This is a genomic window from Streptomyces sp. NPDC002476, from assembly GCF_042889785.1.
In the GTDB taxonomy this organism is placed as follows: Bacteria; Actinomycetota; Actinomycetes; order Streptomycetales; family Streptomycetaceae; genus Streptomyces.
In genome coordinates this window covers 109,249-126,531 of the sequence record NZ_JBIARH010000002.1, presented here as the reverse complement: position 1 = coordinate 126,531, position 17,283 = coordinate 109,249, and the positions used below count along the sequence as shown (strand labels likewise).

Below are 17,283 nucleotides of genomic sequence, written 5' to 3'. Positions count from 1 at the left end.
CCTGTGGACACTTGTCTGGTGCGGCGTCGGGGTGGCCCTGGTCTTCGCTGTGCTGTCCTGCGGTGTGATCGCGGCCGAGCCCCCGCCCCCGCGCGCCCCGGCCTTTGGCCGAACGACGGCAGTCGGAAGACAGGGCCCGGCCCCGGAGGGCTACCGGTACCGGTAGCCCTCCGGGGCCGGATCGGGCGGGTTCGCGGGCCAGCGGTTCGCGAACCCGCCCTCCTGCGTGACCGACCGACGAGAGAAAGCGACTGCATGGCTCGGAAGAGGAAGACCAGCGGCCGTACGCCGCGTCGGACCCGCTGGTTCAGAACACTGATCGCGCTCGCGGCGTGCGGCGCCGCAGCGGGCGGCCTGGCCGCCTACCGGAGCCTCTCCGACGACACCACCGAGCGGCCGGTGACGATGGAGGAGGCGTCCAGGCTGGCACTGTCGCGGCTGAACCTGTACCAGGCCAGTCCCGTGGCGGTGACCCTCACCGCCACCGAGGGCGGCGGAGTGGTGGTGCGGGTCAAGGGGGTCGTGGACTACCGGACCCACAGGGCCGTGGGGAGTTACCAGGTCACCGGTTCCACCGGGGACTCCGGACCCTCCAGGCTCTCCGGATCCGCCGGGCCCGCGGCCGGGCGGATCGACCACGGCCTGATCGTCTGGGACACCGGCGGCCTCGGCCTGGCCCCCGCGCGGGAGGGCGACAACAGCCCGCCCTGGCAGCAGGCCGAGCACATCCCGCGCTCGGGCTGGTCCGCGCGCTCCTACACGACCGATCCCCTGGACGCCGGGCTCCGGTTGCTGATCGAGCTCGGCGCGGACCGTCCCGACAACCCGCTGCTGCTCGCACAGTCCGGAGCTCGTTGGCTGGAGAGTGAGCGCATCGACGGCCGCGGCTACGACCGGTTCGCCGGGCCGCGCGCCCAGGGCGCCACGCCCGGTGCGGGGCAGGACGGCGGACGGTCTCCGCTGACGTACTGGGTCGACGCCGACGGCGGCCTGCGGCGGGTGACGATGCGGATCTCGGGCCTGGGGACTCCGACCACCGTGGAGTTCTCCGGACGCGACGGGCGCGCGAAGCTTCCCGAGACACCGTGGGAAACCGGCTGACGCAGCGTTCTCAGCGCGAGCGCGGCACGGTGTTCCCGTTCTTCGGCAGCGGGTACGCGGCCGCGTCGACTGCCCCCGGCAGGCCGGTGGCCGGGCTGCCGGGGGCAGTCGGGTCCGGCATGGACGGCTGGGCGGGCGGGGCCGGCACCTGGCTGAACGGGATGCCGGGGGGCGCCTGCACCGGCGCCGTCCGGCCGGTGGTCGGCCCGCCCCGGCCGCGGGTGCCGCAGCCCGCGCGACGCTCCAGGCCGTCCGGGCTCTGGGTGGTGGGCCGGTTGCCCGCGAAACAGTTGCCGGGATCGGCCGAGGCCAGCACGAGGTCGATGCCGTTGCCGGTGGCGCGATTGCCCTCGACACGATTGCCGGTCGCCGGATGCCCGGGCGGGTCGGTGACGACCACCCCGGCCGCCTGGTTTCCCTGAACCAGGTTGCGCTGTACGCGGTTCCCGGTGCCACCGCCGATGCCGATGCCGATGCCGAAGCCCCCGTCCGCCTGCTGCGGCGTGTCGGCGGCGTTGTTGTCGGCGACCACATTGCCCGCGATCAGCGCGCCGTGCTGCGGGGCGAGGGCCTCCAGGTCGTTGGAGTTGACCGTGACGCCAACTCGGTTGCGGGCGACGAGATTGCCCAGCACCGACAGGTCGTCGGAGGCATTGGTCAGTTCGATGCCGACCGCGTTGCGCTCCACCGTGTTGCCGCGGACGACGGTGTTGCAGGGCTTGCACTGGCCGACGTAGATACCCGAGTCGGCGTGCCCGGAGGCGTAGGAGTCCTCGATCACGCCGTCGCGCGCGTCAAAGGCGTAGATGCCGTACAGGCCGTTGTTGTACGCCGTCACCCGGGTCGCGCGGAAGCCCCGGACGGCGGGGAAGCGGGCGGTGTCCAGCGGGTCGTAGGCGGAGCCGCCGGCTCCGCGCCGTTGCAACCGCTCGTCGGTGACGCCGGTGAACAGCACGCCGTTGGCGAGGTAGCCGTGCACGGTGAGGTTCTCGACCACCGAGCCGGCGCCGGTCACGGTGATGCCGTTGGCCAGACGCACACCGCCGTCGAAGACCACCGCGTTGCGGTCCGTTCCGCGCAGTACCACGCGGGGCTTGGTGACGCGTACGCTCTCCCGGTACACGCCCGGGCCGACCAGTACCGTCTCGCCCTCACGAGCGACGTCCACCGCCTGTTGCACCGAGGGGAAGTCCTGCGGAACGCGCAACACGCTCCCCGCCGGATGCCGCGCATCGGAGGACGTCGACCCCGTGCCGGAGCACCCGGTGGCCGCCATCGCGACCGAGACGACCAACACCGACAGAAGCAGCGCCGCCCGGGACACCGCCGACGGGACCGCCCGACGCATCAACAGGCCTTCTGCAGACAGGATTTGCATGGCAGTTGTTTTATCGTCTCCAATAGGCGTATGCCCACCGAACAGGGAAATGCGCAGGATTCATCCCGACCCGCGGCAACCCGTTTCGGGCGGCGTCGGGCACTGCTCGCCGGCGGAGTGGTGCTCGCCGCCGGGATCGGTGCGGCGGCCGACGAACTGGCGAGGGGCGACCGGACAGCCGGCCGGGCCACCCCCGGCGCTCCGCCGACCGAGTCCGCGATTCCTTTCCACGGCGCCCGGCAGGCGGGTGTCATGGCGCCCCAGCAACCGGCGACACACCTGCTCTCCTTCGACCTCCCGCAGACCTCCGCCGCAACCGGCCGGAAGACCCTGCGAGGCGTCCTGGGCGCGCTGACCCGCACGCTCGCCGCCGCAGCCTCCGACGCCCCGCCGGACCCGCGGCTCCAGGGCGGCGGCGCGTCCCGGCTCACCTCCCTGGTCGGCATCGGCCCCGCCCTCGCCGCCCGGCTCGGCCTCGACGTCCCCGCCTCGCTCGGCGAGTTGCCGTCCTTCCCCGGCGACCGCCTCGACCCGCACCGCAGCGACGGCGACCTCCTGGTCCAACTGTGCGCGGCCGACCGCTGGACCCTCACCGTCGTCGCCGAGCTCGCCGACCGGGCCGCGCACGCGGCCGGCGCCGTACCGCGCTGGACCCAGTCCGGCTTCATGCCGCACACGGCCCCGGGCACCACCCCGCGCAACCTGTTCGGCTCCAAGGACGGCACCGCCAACCCCGATCGTGCGGCGGCCGAGCAGTGGGTCTGGGGCCCGCCCGGAGACCACCGCGACGGCACCGTTCTGGTCTACCGCCGGATCCGCATGGACGTCACCGGCTTCGCGGCCCTCCCCGAGAGCCGGCGTGACCAGGTGATCGGCCGCCGCGCCCGCGACGGCGTGCCCCTCAGCGGCACCGCAGAGCACGACGAGCCGGACATCTTCGCCAAGAACCCCGATGGTTCCTACGTCATCCCCGCCACCGCCCACGTGCGTCTCGCCAGCCCCCGCTTCGACGGCGGCGCCCGTATGCTCCGCCGCAGCTACAGCTACGACGACGGCCCGACCGACCGCGGCCTGCTCTTCTGCGCCTTCATGCGCGACCCCGCCCAGTTCACCCGCGTCCAGAACCGTCTGGCCGCCCGCGACGCCCTCAACCCCTTCCTCCAGCACCAGGCCTCGGCCGTGGCCTACGTCCTGCCCGGCGCCGCACCCGGCGGGACTCTCGGCGAACAGCTCTGGACATGAGGTCCGCCTCGGTTCCTCGTTCCCACCGAAACGCGCGCACCCCGGTCTCCCCGGTGGGAGTGCTCACCGGAGCACGTGCGTACCGCTCGGACCGGAGCGGCCCGAGGGCGACCCCGTTCAGCGTTCGGCGTCAGTAGCTCAGCAGTCCGTCACGTTCCCTGCTCCCCCTGACGACCTCCAACCCGAGATCCGCCCCTCCACCACACTGCCGCGGTGCTTCTCCTCTCCAGAGCGTCCTCAGACCCGGCCGCCGAGCCATCGGTGGATGGCGAGTGCGGTGGTACGGGCGTGTTCCTCCAGCACGGTGAAGTGGTCCCCGGGCACGGTGACCTCGGCGTGCGGCAGGCTCCAGTCCGGAGCGGATTCCGTGCCGGGCAGCGGGTCCCGGGCTCGTACGTACAGGGTGGGACAGGCGAGCGGCGCGGGCTTCCAGTCATCGAAGAGCTCGAAGTACCGGGCCATGGCGGTGAGCCGGTCGGGCTCCGCCGAGGCGAATTCCGCCACCCGGCGCAGCATGTCCGACGTCATCGCGGACAGCGCCTGACCCCGGTCGCCGTGAACGGGGGGATAGGTGTCCACCAGGACGACGGCCAACGGGGCGGCACCCTCGGACTCCAGCCGCTCGGCCACGGCATGCGCCACCCAGCCACCGGCCGACCGCCCCAGCAGTACCGGGCGGCCTTCGGCCGAGGCTGCGCGGACGGCGGTGGCCTGGGCGGTGACGAGAGCGTCCAGTGTGGCGGGCAGAGCCTCTCGGGGTTCGAACCCCGGGTGCCGCAGTGCGGAAACCGGTCGCAGCCCCCGCAGCCCCGCACCGAGGCGCGCGTACTCCTGCGGTCCGGAGAGCGCGCTGAGCGCGGGGGAGCAGACCAGCCGCGCCCCCGCGCCGCCCGCCGTCAGCACGACGGGTTCGCGCGTCGCACCGGGCGCCCCGGTCCCGTCGAAGACCGGGCGCAGACGCGCGGCGATGGTGAGGAGCGCCATGCCGTCCCAGTTCTGTCCCCGGGCGCATGCCGTACGGAAGAGCGCGCCCAGGGAGTCCGGAGCTCCCCCGGGGCGCGGTGCGTCGACGGCCCGCGCCCGGACGCCCGGCCGGTCGTCCACCTGCGGACCGCCCCCCGCGCCGTCGTCCGCCGGTCGGTTCGGGGCGCCCGGAGGATCGGCGTCCTCAGGCAGCACCGGGTCGTCGGACGCGGCGCCCACAGGAAGTGCCTCGGCGGCGTACCGCCGCGTCAGCTCGGCGGCGAGCGCGCGCGGCGTAGGGAAGTCGAACAGCAGCGTGGACGGCAGTGCCAGCCCCGTCCACGCCGCGAGTTCATTGCGCAGATCGACCGCGGCCAAGGAGTCCAGCCCCAGGTCCGCCAACAGCGTGTCCTCGTCGATCTCGCTCGCCACCTCCTGGTGACCCAGGACGCGGGCCGCCAGGGTCCGGACCTTGGTGAGCAGCGCTTCGCTCCGCTCGCCGGGGGGAGCAGCCGCCGGCGTCCGGCCGATTCGGTCCCCGCCCCCGTCGCCCGTGCCGGCACCGGGCGTTCGGATTCGGTTCGCCGTAGGGCCGCCACGGAGGGCGTACGGGGCGAGGCGAGCCGCCACCACCACGGGTTCGTCACCGGCCACGGCGGCGTCGAAGAGGTCCAGGCCCTCTTCCGGCCCGAGTGGTCCGAACCCGGTGCGGGCCATCCGCTGCCGGTCCGCGTCGCCGAGGTGCGCCATCATGCCGTCGTTCTGCCGCCAGGGGCCCCAGGCGATCGACGTGCCGGGCAGTCCGAGCCGCCTCCGGTGCCGTGCCAGGGCATCCAGCACGCAGTTGGCCGCGGCGTAGTTGGCCTGGCCGGCGGAGCCGAAGGTACCCGCGACCGAGGAGAACAGGGCGAACACGGCCAGGTCGTGTCCGCGGGTCAGTTCGTGCAGAGCGAGGGCGGCGTCCGCCTTGGGGTGCAGCACCCGCCTCAGACGGTCGGTGGTGAGCCCCGTGACGACGCCGTCGTCCAGCACCCCCGCCGAGTGCACGACGCCGGTCAGCGGGTGGGCCGCCGGTACCGCGTCGAGCAGGGCGGCGAGCGCGGTCCGGTCCGCGACGTCACAGGCGTGAACGGTCACCTGGGCACCCGCCTCACGCAGCTCCGCGACGAGTTCGCGGGCGCCGGGAGCGTCCGGCCCGCGTCGGCCGGCGAGCAGCAGATGCCGGACACCGTGGGCGCCGACCAGGTGCCGCGCCACCAGCATGCCCAGGGAACCGGTGCCGCCGGTGACCAGGACGGTGCCCTCCGGGTCGAGTGGCCGTCGCTTCCGCGGCTCCGGTGCCGCCTTGGCCACCGGCACCAGCCTCGGCAGGTACGCCGTCCCCCGGCGCAGGGCTGCCTCCGGCGCCGCGGCGGCCAGCAGGGCGGGCAGGGCCCTCCAGGAGTCGGGGTTTTCGTCCACGTCGATCAGGGCGAAGCGGCCCGGGTTCTCCCGCAGGGCCGAGCGGACCAGTCCCCACACCGGTGTGTGCAACGGTACGGACGCTGTTTCACCGGACCGGCCGTCGTTCCCGCGACCGGTGCCGTCCGCGGGGAAACCGTCGTCGGCCGTACGGACGGCGCCGGACGTCACGAGGACGAGACGGGAGCGGGACAGGTGCGGTGCGGCGAGCCACTCCTGCACCAGCCCCAGCGCCCAGTCCGCCGCCCGCAGCAGCCCGGCGGCCCAGTCCTGCGTCCCGCCGCCCGTGTCGGACGGCAGCGGGCACGGCGCAACGACAACGGCCGACGACGCGTCGCACGCCGCCGGGCCCGGGTACACCGCAACGCCGGAACCCGGGGGCGCGAGTGCGTCCACCAGCCGTGTGCCCGCCGCGCCCAGAACCCCCCAGCGGGGCATCGCCACGGGGGCGGACGGCTCGGTCGGCGGCACCCAGTCCGTGCGGTGGAGAGCACCGGTGACCACGTCCGCCGTCGTCGAGCCGGTACGCGGAAGGGGCCGGAGCGTCAGCGAACGGACCGTCGCCACCGGTGAGCCCGTCTCGTCGGTCAGCTCCACTGCGGCCTGCCCGTCGGGCCCGGGGGCCGTCCGCACCCGCAAGCGCCGTACGCGGCCGGTGTGCACGCGCACTCCGCTGAAGGCGAACGGCAGGGACAACCCGCCGGCCGCCGGACCGGCTGTCCCGGAACCGTTCGCGACGAGACTGCCGAGGGCCAGGGCGTGCAGCGCCGCGTCGAGCAGTGCGGGATGCAGGACGAACTCCGGGCCGTCCTCCTCCGGGCGCGGGGCCCGGGCCGCTTCGGGCAGCGCGACATCGGCGTACAGTTCCTCCCCGTGCCTCCAGGCGGCGCGCATGCCCTGGAAGGCGGGGCCGTACCGCAGCCCGTCGGCGGCCAGCCGCTCGTACGGCCCGGTCCCCGGACCGTCGGCATGCAGCGGCGTCGCCGCCTCCGGCGGCCAGGACGCGTGCGGCCGGGACGCGCCGCCGGTTCCTGCCGCGGCCGCTCCCCGGTCCGCGGGCTGCCGCGCCGGCGAAAGAGTGCCGGCGGCGTTCCGGAGCCAGGGCCGGTCGCCCGCCGGAGTGTGCGGCCGGGAGTGGAAGAGCACGGTCCGCCGTCCCGCTTCGTCCGCCCCCGCCACCTTCACCTGCAAGGCGACGGCACCGTCCGGGGGCAAGGGCAGCGGCGCGGTGAGCACGAGCTCGTCCAGGACACCAGCCCCCGCCAACCCGCCGGCGTGGAGGGCCATTTCGACGAACGCGGTCGCCGGCAGCAGGATCTCCCCGGCCACCACATGGTCGGCCAGCCACGGCTGGTCGCGCACCGAGAGCACCCCGCTCAGCAGCAACTCGTCGTCGGCCGTGCGGGTGTACGACCGCAGGAACGGATGGCTGGGCCCGGCCGTCGGGGACACGGGCGGAAGCCCCGGAGCGGGCTCAAGCCAGTACCGGCGGCGCTGGAAGGCGTACGTGGGCAGTGCGACGCGCCGCCCGCCGCGCCCGGCGAAGACGGCCCGCCAGTCGACGGGTACGCCGTGGGCGTGCAGCGCGGCCAGCGTGCCGAGCAGGGCGTCCGCTTCCGGCCGCGCCCCGCGCAGGGTCGGCAGGACCAGCGGTGCCGGGCCCCGTTCGCCGCCGCCGGCTCCGCCCGCGTGCGGGTCGGCCGGGGCCGGTCCGCACGCGGCGAGGCAATCCCGTACCAGGCCGGTGAGCACCCCGTCCGGCCCCAGTTCGACGTAGTGTGCCGCGCCCCGCTCACCCAGGTGCGCCACCGAATCGGCGAAGCGGACCGGACGGCGGACATGGTCCACCCAGAACTCCGGTGTGCACAGCTCCTCGTCGGTGGCCGCCCGGCCCGCGACGGCGGTGATCAGAGGCAGCCGCGGCGCGGCGAAGGACAGACGCCGGACCACGTCCGCGAAGTCGGCCAGCACGGGCTCCATCCGAGCGGAGTGGAAGGCATGGCCGACCCGCAACGGGGTCACCGAACGGCCGTGCTCACGGAAGTACGCGGCGACCTCCCGCACCGCGGCCTCGTCACCGGAGACGACCACGGAGGCGGGCCCGTTGACCGCGGCGATCTCCACCGCACACCCGGTCCCGGCGAGATGGGCGGCCACCTCGTCCGCGCCGGCGGCCACGGCCGCCATCGCGCCGCCCGGAGGCAGCGCGTCCATCAGCCGGCCGCGGGCCGCCACCAGCGTGCACGCGTCCGCGAGGGACAACACCCCGGCGACATGGGCCGCCGTCACCTCGCCCACCGAGTGCCCGGCCACCAGGCCGGGGCGTACCCCCCAGGCCTCGAACTGCCGGAACAAGGCCGTCTCCAGGGCGAAGAGCGCCGGCTGCGCGAACCGGTTCGTACGCAGCAGCGCGCCCCTCTCCGTACCGGGTCCGGCGAACACCACGTCCCTCAGGGGCACCGGCAGCAGCGTGTCGAACAGGGCACAGCACTCGTCCAACGCACCGGCGAAGGCCGGATGCAGGTCCCGCGACTCGTACAGTTCACGGCCCATGCCGACGCGTTGGCTGCCCTGGCCGGTGAACAGCAGAGCCACTGGTCCGTGGTGGCGGGACGTGCCCATGTGCGTTCCGGGCCGGTCGCCGGCCTCCGCGGTCTCCGCCACGGCCCGCAGGGATCCGAGCAGCTCGGCACGGTCCCGGGCCACCACCACGGCCCGGTGCCCGAAGACCGCACGTGTGGTGGCGAGCGAGTGCCCGATGTCCACCAGGGACGCGTCAGGGGCGGCGGCCACGTGGTCGTACAGCCGTTGGGCCTGCGCCCGCAGCCCCGGCACGTTCCTGGCCGACACCGCAAAGGCCACCGCGGCCCGCCCGGGACGTGCCGCACCCTCCAGCACCGCCCCGGGTTCCGGCACCGCCCCGGTCCCGCCGCCCGCCTCGGCATACGGCGCTGCGGCCTCCCCGCCGTCCGGAGCCTCTTCGAGCACCACATGGGCGTTGGTGCCGCTGATGCCGAACGAGGACACCCCCGCCCGGCGCGGACGGTCCGCCGCGGGCCACTCCACCGCCCGGGTCAGCAGCGCGATGCGTCCCGTCGACCAGTCGATGCGGGGAGACGGCTCGTCGGCGTGCAGCGTACGCGGCAGCACGCCGTGCCGCATCGCCTGCACCATCTTGATCACGCCGGCCACTCCGGCGGCGGCCTGGGTGTGACCGATGTTCGACTTCACCGACCCCAGCCGGAGGGGACGCTGCCGCGCGTGGCTCCCGTACGTCGCGAAGAAGGCCTCCGCCTCGATGACGTCCCCCAGCCGGGTGCCGGTGCCGTGCGCCTCCACCGCGTCGATGTCCCCGGGAGCAAGACCCGCTTCCACGAGGGCCTGCCGGATCACCCGCTGCTGTGCCGGTCCGTGCGGTGCGGTCAGCCCGTTGCTGGCCCCGTCCTGGTTCACCGCCGAGCCGCGCACCACGGCCAGTACCGGAAGTCCCGCGCGGCGCGCCTCGGACAACCGGCTCAGCAGCAGCATGCCGGCGCCCTCGGCCCACCCCGTGCCGTCGGCGGACGCGCCGAACGCCTTGCAGCGGCCGTCCGGAGCCAGCGCCCGCTGGCGACTGAACTCCACGAACGACGAGGGCCCCGACATCACCGTGGCGCCGCCGGCCAACGCGAAGGCGCACTCACCCCGGCGCAGCGCCTGGGCCGCCAGATGCAGGGCCACCAGGGACGAGGAACACGCCGTGTCCACGGTGAGGGCCGGGCCTTCGAGGCCGAAGGTGTAGGCGATACGGCCCGAGGCGACGCTTCCGGCGTTGCCGAGGCCGAGATACCCCTCGACGGGCTCGGGCGTCCTTGTCAGATGGCGGGCGTAGTCGCTGTACATCAGCCCGACGTACACCCCGGTCGCCGAGCCGCGCAGGGTGCCGGGGACGAGACCGGCGTGCTCGAAGGCCTCCCACGCCACTTCGAGCAGCAGCCGGTGCTGCGGGTCCATGGCCAATGCCTCGCGGGGAGAGATGCCGAAGAAGCCGGGGTCGAAGCGGTCCGCACCGGAGAGGAATCCGCCCTCGCGCACATACGTCCGTCCGGCCCGCCCGGGGTCCGGGTCGTACAGCGCCCGGGTGTCCCAGCCCCGGTCGGTGGGGAAGGGACCGATGGCGTCCCTCCCGTCGGCCACCAGCCGCCACAGTTCCTCGGGAGAGCTCACGTCTCCGGGATAGCGGCATGCCATCCCCACGATCACCACGGGGTCGTCGTCCGTCCGGGCCGCACCCCGGTCCACGGCTCCGTTGCCGTCCGGGGCCGCTGCGTTCCGTTCCCCGAGATGGGCGGCGAGCGCGGCGGCCGTGGGGAAGTCGAAGGCGACGGCCTCGGAGAGCGGCAGGCCGGTCGCCGCCGACAACCGCTCCCGCAGCACGGTCGCCGTCAGGGAGTCCATACCCAGGTCCCGCAGCGCCGTGCTCGGCTCCACCGCCTGAGCCGTACAGCCGAGCACGGCCGCCACCTCGCTCCGCACCAGGGCCGGCAGGTCCTCCGGCGGCTTCCCGGCTGCCTCCGCGCCCAGCGCCCGCGCCGGCAGGCCGGCAAGGTCCCGCCGCAGGATCTTCCCGGAGGTGGTACGGGGAATGCCCTCCACCTCGAACAGTTCCACGGGCACCTTGGAGCCGGACAGTTCCGCACGGCAGGCGGCGAGGACGCGCCCCCTGTCCAGCACTTCGCCACCGGGCTCGGGGACCAGATAGCCGACCGGCACCTCACCGAAGACGGGGTGCGGGCGTCCGGCCACGGCGGCGTCCGCCACCCCCGGCAGCCGCCGCAGCACCGCCTCCACGTCCGAGGGATGGATGTTCACCCCGCCTCGAATGATCAGATCACTCGCCCGGCCGGTGACGGTCAGTCCGCCGGAGGCATCGATCCTGGCCAGGTCACCCGTGCGGAACCAGCCTTCGCGCAGTACCTCCGCGGTGGCCTCCGGCCTGCCGTGGTAACCGGCCATGATCCCGGGCCCGTTGACCCACAGCTCGCCCTCGCCCGTGTCCCGGCCGTCGGGGCCCCCGCCGACCCGGACCCGGGTGCCGGGCAGCACCCGGCCGCACGCCCCGGACGTCGTCGCCCCGCCCGGCGCCGGCATGGTGACCGGGCCCGCCTCCGTGCTGCCGTAGTGCTCCAGGTAGGGGACACGGCAGATCGCCTCGAAGGACTCACGGAACCCGGGCCCCGCCGCGGCGCCACCGCTGACGCAACCCCGCAGCGCGGGGGTGCCGAGACCGCCGCCGTCCGTGCCGCTCTCCTCGCCCCGGACCGCGTCGAGCAGCGCCGAATACGTGGTCGGGACCCCTCCGAGCAAGGTGAACGAGGCGTCCCCACGGCGCAGTTCGCCGAGCACTCCCGCCACCGAGAAGCGGGGGAGCAGCACCGCGCTCGCCCCCACCGCCGTGACCCCGAGGAGGCACACCACCTGGCTCATCGCGTGATGGAGGGGCAACGGCCAGAGCACATGGTCCCGTTCGGACAGGCCCAGGACGCCGACGAGGCCCGTCGCGACCGGTGCGAGGCGGTTGCGCTGGGTGGACAGGACGCCTTTGGGAGCACCGGAGGAGCCCGACGTGTAGAGCAGCCAGGCCACTTCGTCCAGTGCGAGATCGTCCCGGGCCGGCGTGCGCGGCTCCGTACCCGCCAACTCCTCGTACCGCAGAACGCCGCCCGCGACCGCGTCGGGCCGGCCCCCGGCTTTGCCCGTCCCGTCCGCCGGCTCCTCGAAGTCCGCGTACGACGGCGACTTCCCGGCCCCGTCCTCGTCGCCGCCCTCGGCCACCACCACGGTCAGTCCGGGGCGCAGCGGCAGCGTTCGCCGCCGCGTCAGGCAGGCGTCATCGGTGATGAGCACGCGTGCCCCGCTGCCGTCCAGCAAGCGGGTCAGCTCCTGCTCCGAGTTCCCGGGGTCCAGCGGCACGCCCACGCCGCTCGCCCGGGTGACGGCGAGCAGGCTCTCGACCGCCTCGACACGGTTGCCGAGCAGAACGGCCACCCGGTCACCGCGCGCCAGGCCGAGTCCTGCCAGGTGACCGGCCAGCCGTGCGGTCCTCCGTTCCAGTTCCCGGTAGGTCACACGCGTGAGCCGGTCCTGGAAACAGACCTTGTCCCCGAGGTGCCGGGCGTGGTTCCCGAGCAGTTCCGGCAATGGTTTGACGATGTCGGCGTGCGTGCCCACCGCATGACCTCCTTGAGACGACCCGCCGTTGAGGACGGCGGCACGGTTCACCGGGTTCCCCACCAGCGACGGGTGGACCGCCTCGGGTCCCCTCCCGGTCACCCGAAAGGCTCTCGGTAGGGGTGTCCCTTCCGGGCCGATGCCACGCGAGTGGGCCCCAGGCGGGACGGGTCGCGCGATCACCGGGCAGGCGCGCCGCGGCCTCGACGCGCTGCTGAGATGCGTCCTCCCGACGCGCTTCCTGGGGGAACCTGTTCACTCGCAGGGCTGATCCGGGCCCGGTCCGCGCCAGGAACCGGGGGAGGGGCGCCGACTATCGGGACGGCCGCCCGGGTGCCCAGAGCGCCACGAGGGTCCTGCGCGGTCGGTATGAAGGGGAGGTTCTGGCCGGCCGACGAAAAGACGGGACGAGGTGCCGATGACGGACCACGGGCAGCAGTTCGGGCGGGAGGAGTCCCGCCGGTACGGCCGGGGCACGCGGGAGCCGCGGGAGCGGGAGCTCGCTTCCCCGGGCGGGCCGCTGCCGGGAGCGGTGCTCGACGTGCCGGAGCTCCGCGACGGCGGGGCCGGGCACGTGCAGCCGGGGGCCGGCCGCCCGGTCGGCGACACCCCGGATGCCGCCGAAGCCCCGGATGGCGCCGACGCGATCGGCCTGCGCAGATCCGGCGGATCGTCCGGAGGCCGGGACTGATGGCGGTCGCGGATGTCTGGGTGGAACTGCGCAGCCAGGCTCTCGGCGTACGGCTGGTGCGGGCCGACACCATCGTGCAGGTGTGGTGGGACGTGAAGCGGCCTTCGTTCCTGAACGTGACCCTCAGCAGCCCGGAGGTGGTCCGCCAGGACGTGCGGGCCGGGCTCCCTGCCCACGGCATCGAGGAGGGGGAGGCCTCGGACCTCTGCGAAGAGCTGGTGCAGCGCATCGCCCGGGCCGCGCACGCGGGCGGCGGCCACCTGGTGTGGATGAGGCGCGACGAGGGGTCCAGGGGGTCCGGGTGGACGCACCGGCCCCTCGTCGAGGCTCGGCACGCCTTCTGACGGACCGATTCACCGCCCGGGGCAATGGCCGGGCGTCGACATCGGGACCGTCGTCGGCGGAACAGTGAAAGGGCGCCCCAGGCGTCGAGCTTGCCCGGTCTCATGGGCACGCGCCGCCACATGGGACGGGCCGTCACATGGGCACGGACCGTCACATGGGCACGGGCCGTCACATGGGCACGGGCCGGAATCAGAGCTGAACGGGCAGGTGCCGGGGACCGCGAAGCATGGCGTTCTGCCGGTAGGGAGGCGGGTCCTGGACCAGACGTGCCGCGCCCAGGTGGGGAATCAGCGCGCCGAGTGCGGCCTGGGCCTCGATACGGGCCAGGGGACCGCCATAGCACAGGTGAATGCCGCTGCCGAAGCCGAGATGCTGGTTGTCCGGGCGGGTGGGGTCGAATCGGTCGGGCTCGTGGAACCTCATGGGATCGCGGCTGCCCGAGGCCAGCGCGAGGACGACGGACGCGCCTTTGGGGATCGTGGTGCCGGCGACGTCGATGTCGGAGTGAGGGATGCGTTCGCGCATGTGGACGGGGGGTTCGTAGCGCAGCAGTTCCTCCACGGCTCGCGGCAGCAGGCCGGGGTCGCGGCGCAGGTGGTCCAGGTGCTCGGGCCGGCGCAGCAGGGTGAGCACCCCGTTGGTGATCAGGTTGACGGTGGTCTCGTGTCCGGCTATGAGGAGCAGTACGGCCGTTTCCGCGAGTTCTTCCTGGGTGAGCCGCAGGTCGGGATCCGGCTCGTTGACGAAGGCGGAGAGCATGTCGTCGCCCGGACTGCCGCGGCGTTGTTCGGCGAGGCCGACCAGGTATCCGCCCATCTCGACCCGTGCCTGTTCGCCTGCCTGGTCCGCCTCGGTGGTGTCCTGGCCGGGCCGGACGTCGGCTGCTGCGACCAGAGCGTCGGACCAGGCCCGGAACAGCGGCTCGTCCTCGCGGGGGACGCCGAGGAGACGGCAGATCACTGTGACGGGCAGCGGGTAGGCGAAGTCGTCGACGACATCGATCTGCCGCCCTGCCTCGAAGGACGCCACCAGGTCCTTGGTGAGCCGTTCGATCTCGCCGCGCATGGCGTCGACCCGGCCCGGGCTGTGCGGTGGCCCGAAGGGCCGCATGGCCAGCGTGCGCAGCCTGTGGTGCTCCGGGTCGTCGAGCCGCAGGAACGGCGGCTTGTGTGTCACTTCGCCACGGGTACGGGGGTCGACACTCATGCGTGGGTCGTGAAGCAGTGCGGCGACCTCGTAGTACGTGCCGATCAGGTAGCTGTCGTCCGCCTGCCGTACGACGGGACCGGCCGCGCGGAGTTCCGCATACAGCGGGTAGGGGTCGGGGCGGCTGGCGTAGTCGGTTATCCGTGCCAGCAGAGTCTCGGAGGCCATGGTGGCTCCTCGTCATGGGACTGGACGTGGGTCAGTGTGAGGGCCGCAGCACGGTCAGTCGGCGGTCGGGCAGGTACCCGGTGAGCGCCACGGTGGGGCCGTGGGACAGTCCCTTTGGATCCGGCACGTCGGACGGAATCGGGACGTCGGCCGCGAGCGCACGGTCCAGCGCGCCGGGCGGGGGCGGGAACGGGGCCGCGGTCTCTATCAGGTGCCGGTAGTAGTCGAGCGACTTGGCCATGTCGACGGTGACCGCGGCGGTGACCCGCCCCTGGTAGCCGTAGACCATCGCCAGACGGCGCGCCTCCAGAGAGCCCTGGGCGATGACCACGTGGTCGGAGAAGGTCGGTACGCCCACGGACTTGATGTTGAGCCCGAACTGGGTCGACCAGAACGTCGGGATGGCCAGGTGCGGGCGCTGCCTGGGCCCCGGGTTGATCATGTTGTGGGCAGCCACTTCGGCCTGCTCGACCGCGTTGCCCCAGTGCTCCAGGGAGAGCATCTGATAGCCGAAGAGCGGGTGGGGGAAGCGGGAGACGTCGCCGGCCACGAAGACGTCGTCGGTGACGATGCCGTACATGTTGAAGGCGCGGCACCCGGCGTCGCAGGCGATTCCGCGCGGGCCCGCCGCCAGCCCGGAGTCGGCCAGCCATTCGACGTTGCGTACCGCCCCCAGCGCCACGACGCACACGTCCGCGTCGACACGCGTGCCGTCGGACAGGTCCGCGCCGATGAAGCCGCCGTTCCCGCGCAGGGCGGTGACGGTGACCCCGCAGCGCAGGTCCACGCCGTGGTTGCGCTGCATGACGGCCGCGAGTTTCGACAGGGTGCCGCCGAGTGCGCCCACCAGGGGCGCGGGGCCGCGTTCGGCGACCGTGACGTCCAGTCCGCGTTCCCGGCAGGCCGAGGCGATCTCCGAGCCGGTGAAACCGGCACCGATCACCAGCACCCGCCTCGGCCCGGCGTCCAGTCGCTCGGCCAGTCCTGCGGCGTCCTCACACGTGCGCAGGGTGAACACCCCGTCCAGGGCGCCCTCCGCCGGGTTGGGCCAGGGCCGCGCCCGGGTCCCCGTGGTGATCAGCAGCCGGTCGTACGGCAGCGACTCCCCGTCCGCCAGCAGCACCCGCTTCTCCAGAGGGTCCAGCCCGGTGGCAGCCGTTCCCAGCCGCCAATCGGCCTCCGGGTCCCGGCGCACAGGCAGTTCGGTGGTGTCCGCCGTCGCGCGGCCGAGCAGCACCTGCTTGGACAGCGGCGGCCGGTCGTAGGGTGGGTGGGGCTCGTCCCCGACCACTGTGAGGGAGCCGGTGAAGCCCTCCTCGCGCAGCGTCTCCGCGGCCCTCAGCCCGGCCAGGGACGCGCCGACGACCACGATCCGGCCCTCATGGAGATCACCGGCGGCCATCAGGATTCACCTCTTCACCGACGAGGATGGCCTGGACAGGACAGGCCGCCGCGGCCTGACGCACGTGTTCGGCCTGGTCGTCGGGGACGGCTGTGGCGTACAGCAATCCTTCCTCGCCGTGCAGTTCGAACATCTTCGGTGCGAGGAAAACGCACTGTGCATAGCCCTGACAGCGCGTGAGGTCCACAACGGTTCGCATCCCCACCACTTCCTCTGTCGCCGCACCCCCCTTTTCTTCCAGCATGAGCCGAGCACCGCGGGCTCGCACGGTGACTGCTCGCGGGGCGCTGACGGGTCGGCTGTCAGCCCGTGGCCCGTCGAGGCCGAACGCGGCGCCGGTGAGGCTCGGGTGTGCGCGGGCATGCCCCCTCTCACACACACGGCCCACTCAGGTGGCGAGGACGCTGACGCCGTCGCCGAGCAGCTTGAGTCCGAGGACGAAGAAGAGGGCGGCCATGACGGCGGCGTTGTGCTGGGCGCCCCAGTTCCGCCAGGTGCCGAGAATGCTCTTGGCGCGCTCTCCCGCGAACAGATAGACGGCCAGCGGCGCGAGGACTCCGAGTGAGGCGATGAACACGAAGATGGCGAGTGCCCCGATTTGTTGCGGTACGGAGATTCCGGTTGCGCTGATCGAGGCGCCTGCGGCGATGGTCAGGGGGCCGTTCTTCGCGTTGGCTGCCGACAGCAGCAGCCCCAGCCCGAGCACTTTGGGCGGAGTGAAACGGTCGATCGCGGCCATCCACTTCGGCAGACGGGCCTCTGTCGGGTCGGTGGGGCGGTGTCGCCACTGATGTGCGGCGAGCAGGACGAGCAACACGCCCAGGGCGAGTTTCAGGGCCCCCACCCAGGCGGCCGGGTGCTTGTTCGCGGAGGCGTCGCCCGGGCCGCCCACCGCGAGCATGATCGCCCCGAGCAGCGCCAGGCCCAGGATCCAGCCGACCGAGAACAGGGCGCCGTTCAGACGCCCCCGCGGGGTGGTGAGAAGGAGGATGACGGCCACGACAGGGAGTGGGCTGATCGTGACACCGGCCGCGAGGCCGAGTACATCGCCGACCGCATGTCCCAAGGCGGACTCCTCACAGGCAGGGGGATCGGGCAGGGGGATCGGCCGGCCGA

10 protein-coding genes are annotated in these 17,283 nt (G+C 73.6%); 4 read left to right on the top strand and 6 right to left on the bottom strand.

Annotated elements, in window-relative coordinates:
* The first annotated feature begins 255 nt into the window (after window positions 1-255).
* Window positions 256-1,101 carry a hypothetical protein gene (locus tag ACFYXM_RS02400; protein WP_389286092.1) on the top strand — a complete coding sequence of 282 codons (846 nt, stop codon included), beginning with the start codon at window positions 256-258 and terminating at the stop codon, window positions 1,099-1,101.
* A 10-nt stretch (window positions 1,102-1,111) separates the two neighbouring features.
* On the opposite strand, the gene ACFYXM_RS02395 is transcribed toward ACFYXM_RS02400, so the two are convergent.
* Window positions 1,112-2,479, bottom strand: a complete 1,368-nt coding sequence (locus tag ACFYXM_RS02395; RefSeq protein ID WP_389286090.1) for a nitrous oxide reductase family maturation protein NosD — start codon at window positions 2,477-2,479, stop codon at window positions 1,112-1,114.
* 30 nt (window positions 2,480-2,509) lie between these two features.
* Here ACFYXM_RS02395 and ACFYXM_RS02390 point away from each other — a divergent pair, with 30 nt between their 5' ends.
* On the top strand, window positions 2,510-3,721 hold the full coding sequence (locus ACFYXM_RS02390; RefSeq protein WP_389286088.1) for a Dyp-type peroxidase: 1,212 nt from the start codon (window positions 2,510-2,512) through the stop codon (window positions 3,719-3,721).
* Window positions 3,722-3,958: 237 nt separating this feature from the next.
* Here the strand turns inward: ACFYXM_RS02390 and ACFYXM_RS02385 are convergent, their stop codons facing one another.
* Window positions 3,959-12,355: an SDR family NAD(P)-dependent oxidoreductase gene (locus ACFYXM_RS02385; RefSeq protein WP_389286087.1), complete on the bottom strand. Its 8,397-nt coding sequence runs from the start codon at window positions 12,353-12,355 to the stop codon at window positions 3,959-3,961.
* 418 nt (window positions 12,356-12,773) lie between these two features.
* On the opposite strand from ACFYXM_RS02385, the gene ACFYXM_RS02380 reads away from it, so the two are divergent.
* Window positions 12,774-13,046, top strand: a complete 273-nt coding sequence (locus ACFYXM_RS02380; protein ID WP_389286085.1) for a hypothetical protein — start codon at window positions 12,774-12,776, stop codon at window positions 13,044-13,046.
* Window positions 13,046-13,390 (top strand): hypothetical protein, encoded by a 345-nt coding sequence (locus tag ACFYXM_RS02375; protein WP_389286084.1) that lies wholly within the window; start codon window positions 13,046-13,048, stop codon window positions 13,388-13,390. The genes ACFYXM_RS02380 and ACFYXM_RS02375 overlap by 1 nt, the downstream gene beginning before the upstream one ends.
* A 190-nt stretch (window positions 13,391-13,580) precedes the next feature.
* Here ACFYXM_RS02375 and ACFYXM_RS02370 read toward each other — a convergent pair whose 3' ends face one another.
* The 4 genes from ACFYXM_RS02370 to ACFYXM_RS02355 all read right to left on the bottom strand — a co-directional run bounded on the left by ACFYXM_RS02370 (window position 13,581) and on the right by ACFYXM_RS02355 (window position 17,233).
* Window positions 13,581-14,765 carry a cytochrome P450 gene (locus ACFYXM_RS02370; protein WP_389286082.1) on the bottom strand — a complete coding sequence of 395 codons (1,185 nt, stop codon included), beginning with the start codon at window positions 14,763-14,765 and terminating at the stop codon, window positions 13,581-13,583.
* A gap of 31 nt (window positions 14,766-14,796) precedes the next feature.
* Entirely contained in the window at window positions 14,797-16,167 is a 1,371-nt protein-coding gene (locus tag ACFYXM_RS02365) for an NAD(P)/FAD-dependent oxidoreductase (protein WP_389286080.1), read from the bottom strand.
* Window positions 16,154-16,366 carry a ferredoxin gene (locus ACFYXM_RS02360; RefSeq protein ID WP_073781522.1) on the bottom strand — a complete coding sequence of 71 codons (213 nt, stop codon included), beginning with the start codon at window positions 16,364-16,366 and terminating at the stop codon, window positions 16,154-16,156. The genes ACFYXM_RS02365 and ACFYXM_RS02360 overlap by 14 nt, the downstream gene beginning before the upstream one ends.
* 189 nt (window positions 16,367-16,555) lie before the next feature.
* Window positions 16,556-17,233, bottom strand: coding sequence for a GAP family protein (locus ACFYXM_RS02355; protein WP_389286078.1), 678 nt, complete (start codon window positions 17,231-17,233; stop codon window positions 16,556-16,558).
* Window positions 17,234-17,283: the final 50 nt, after the last annotated feature.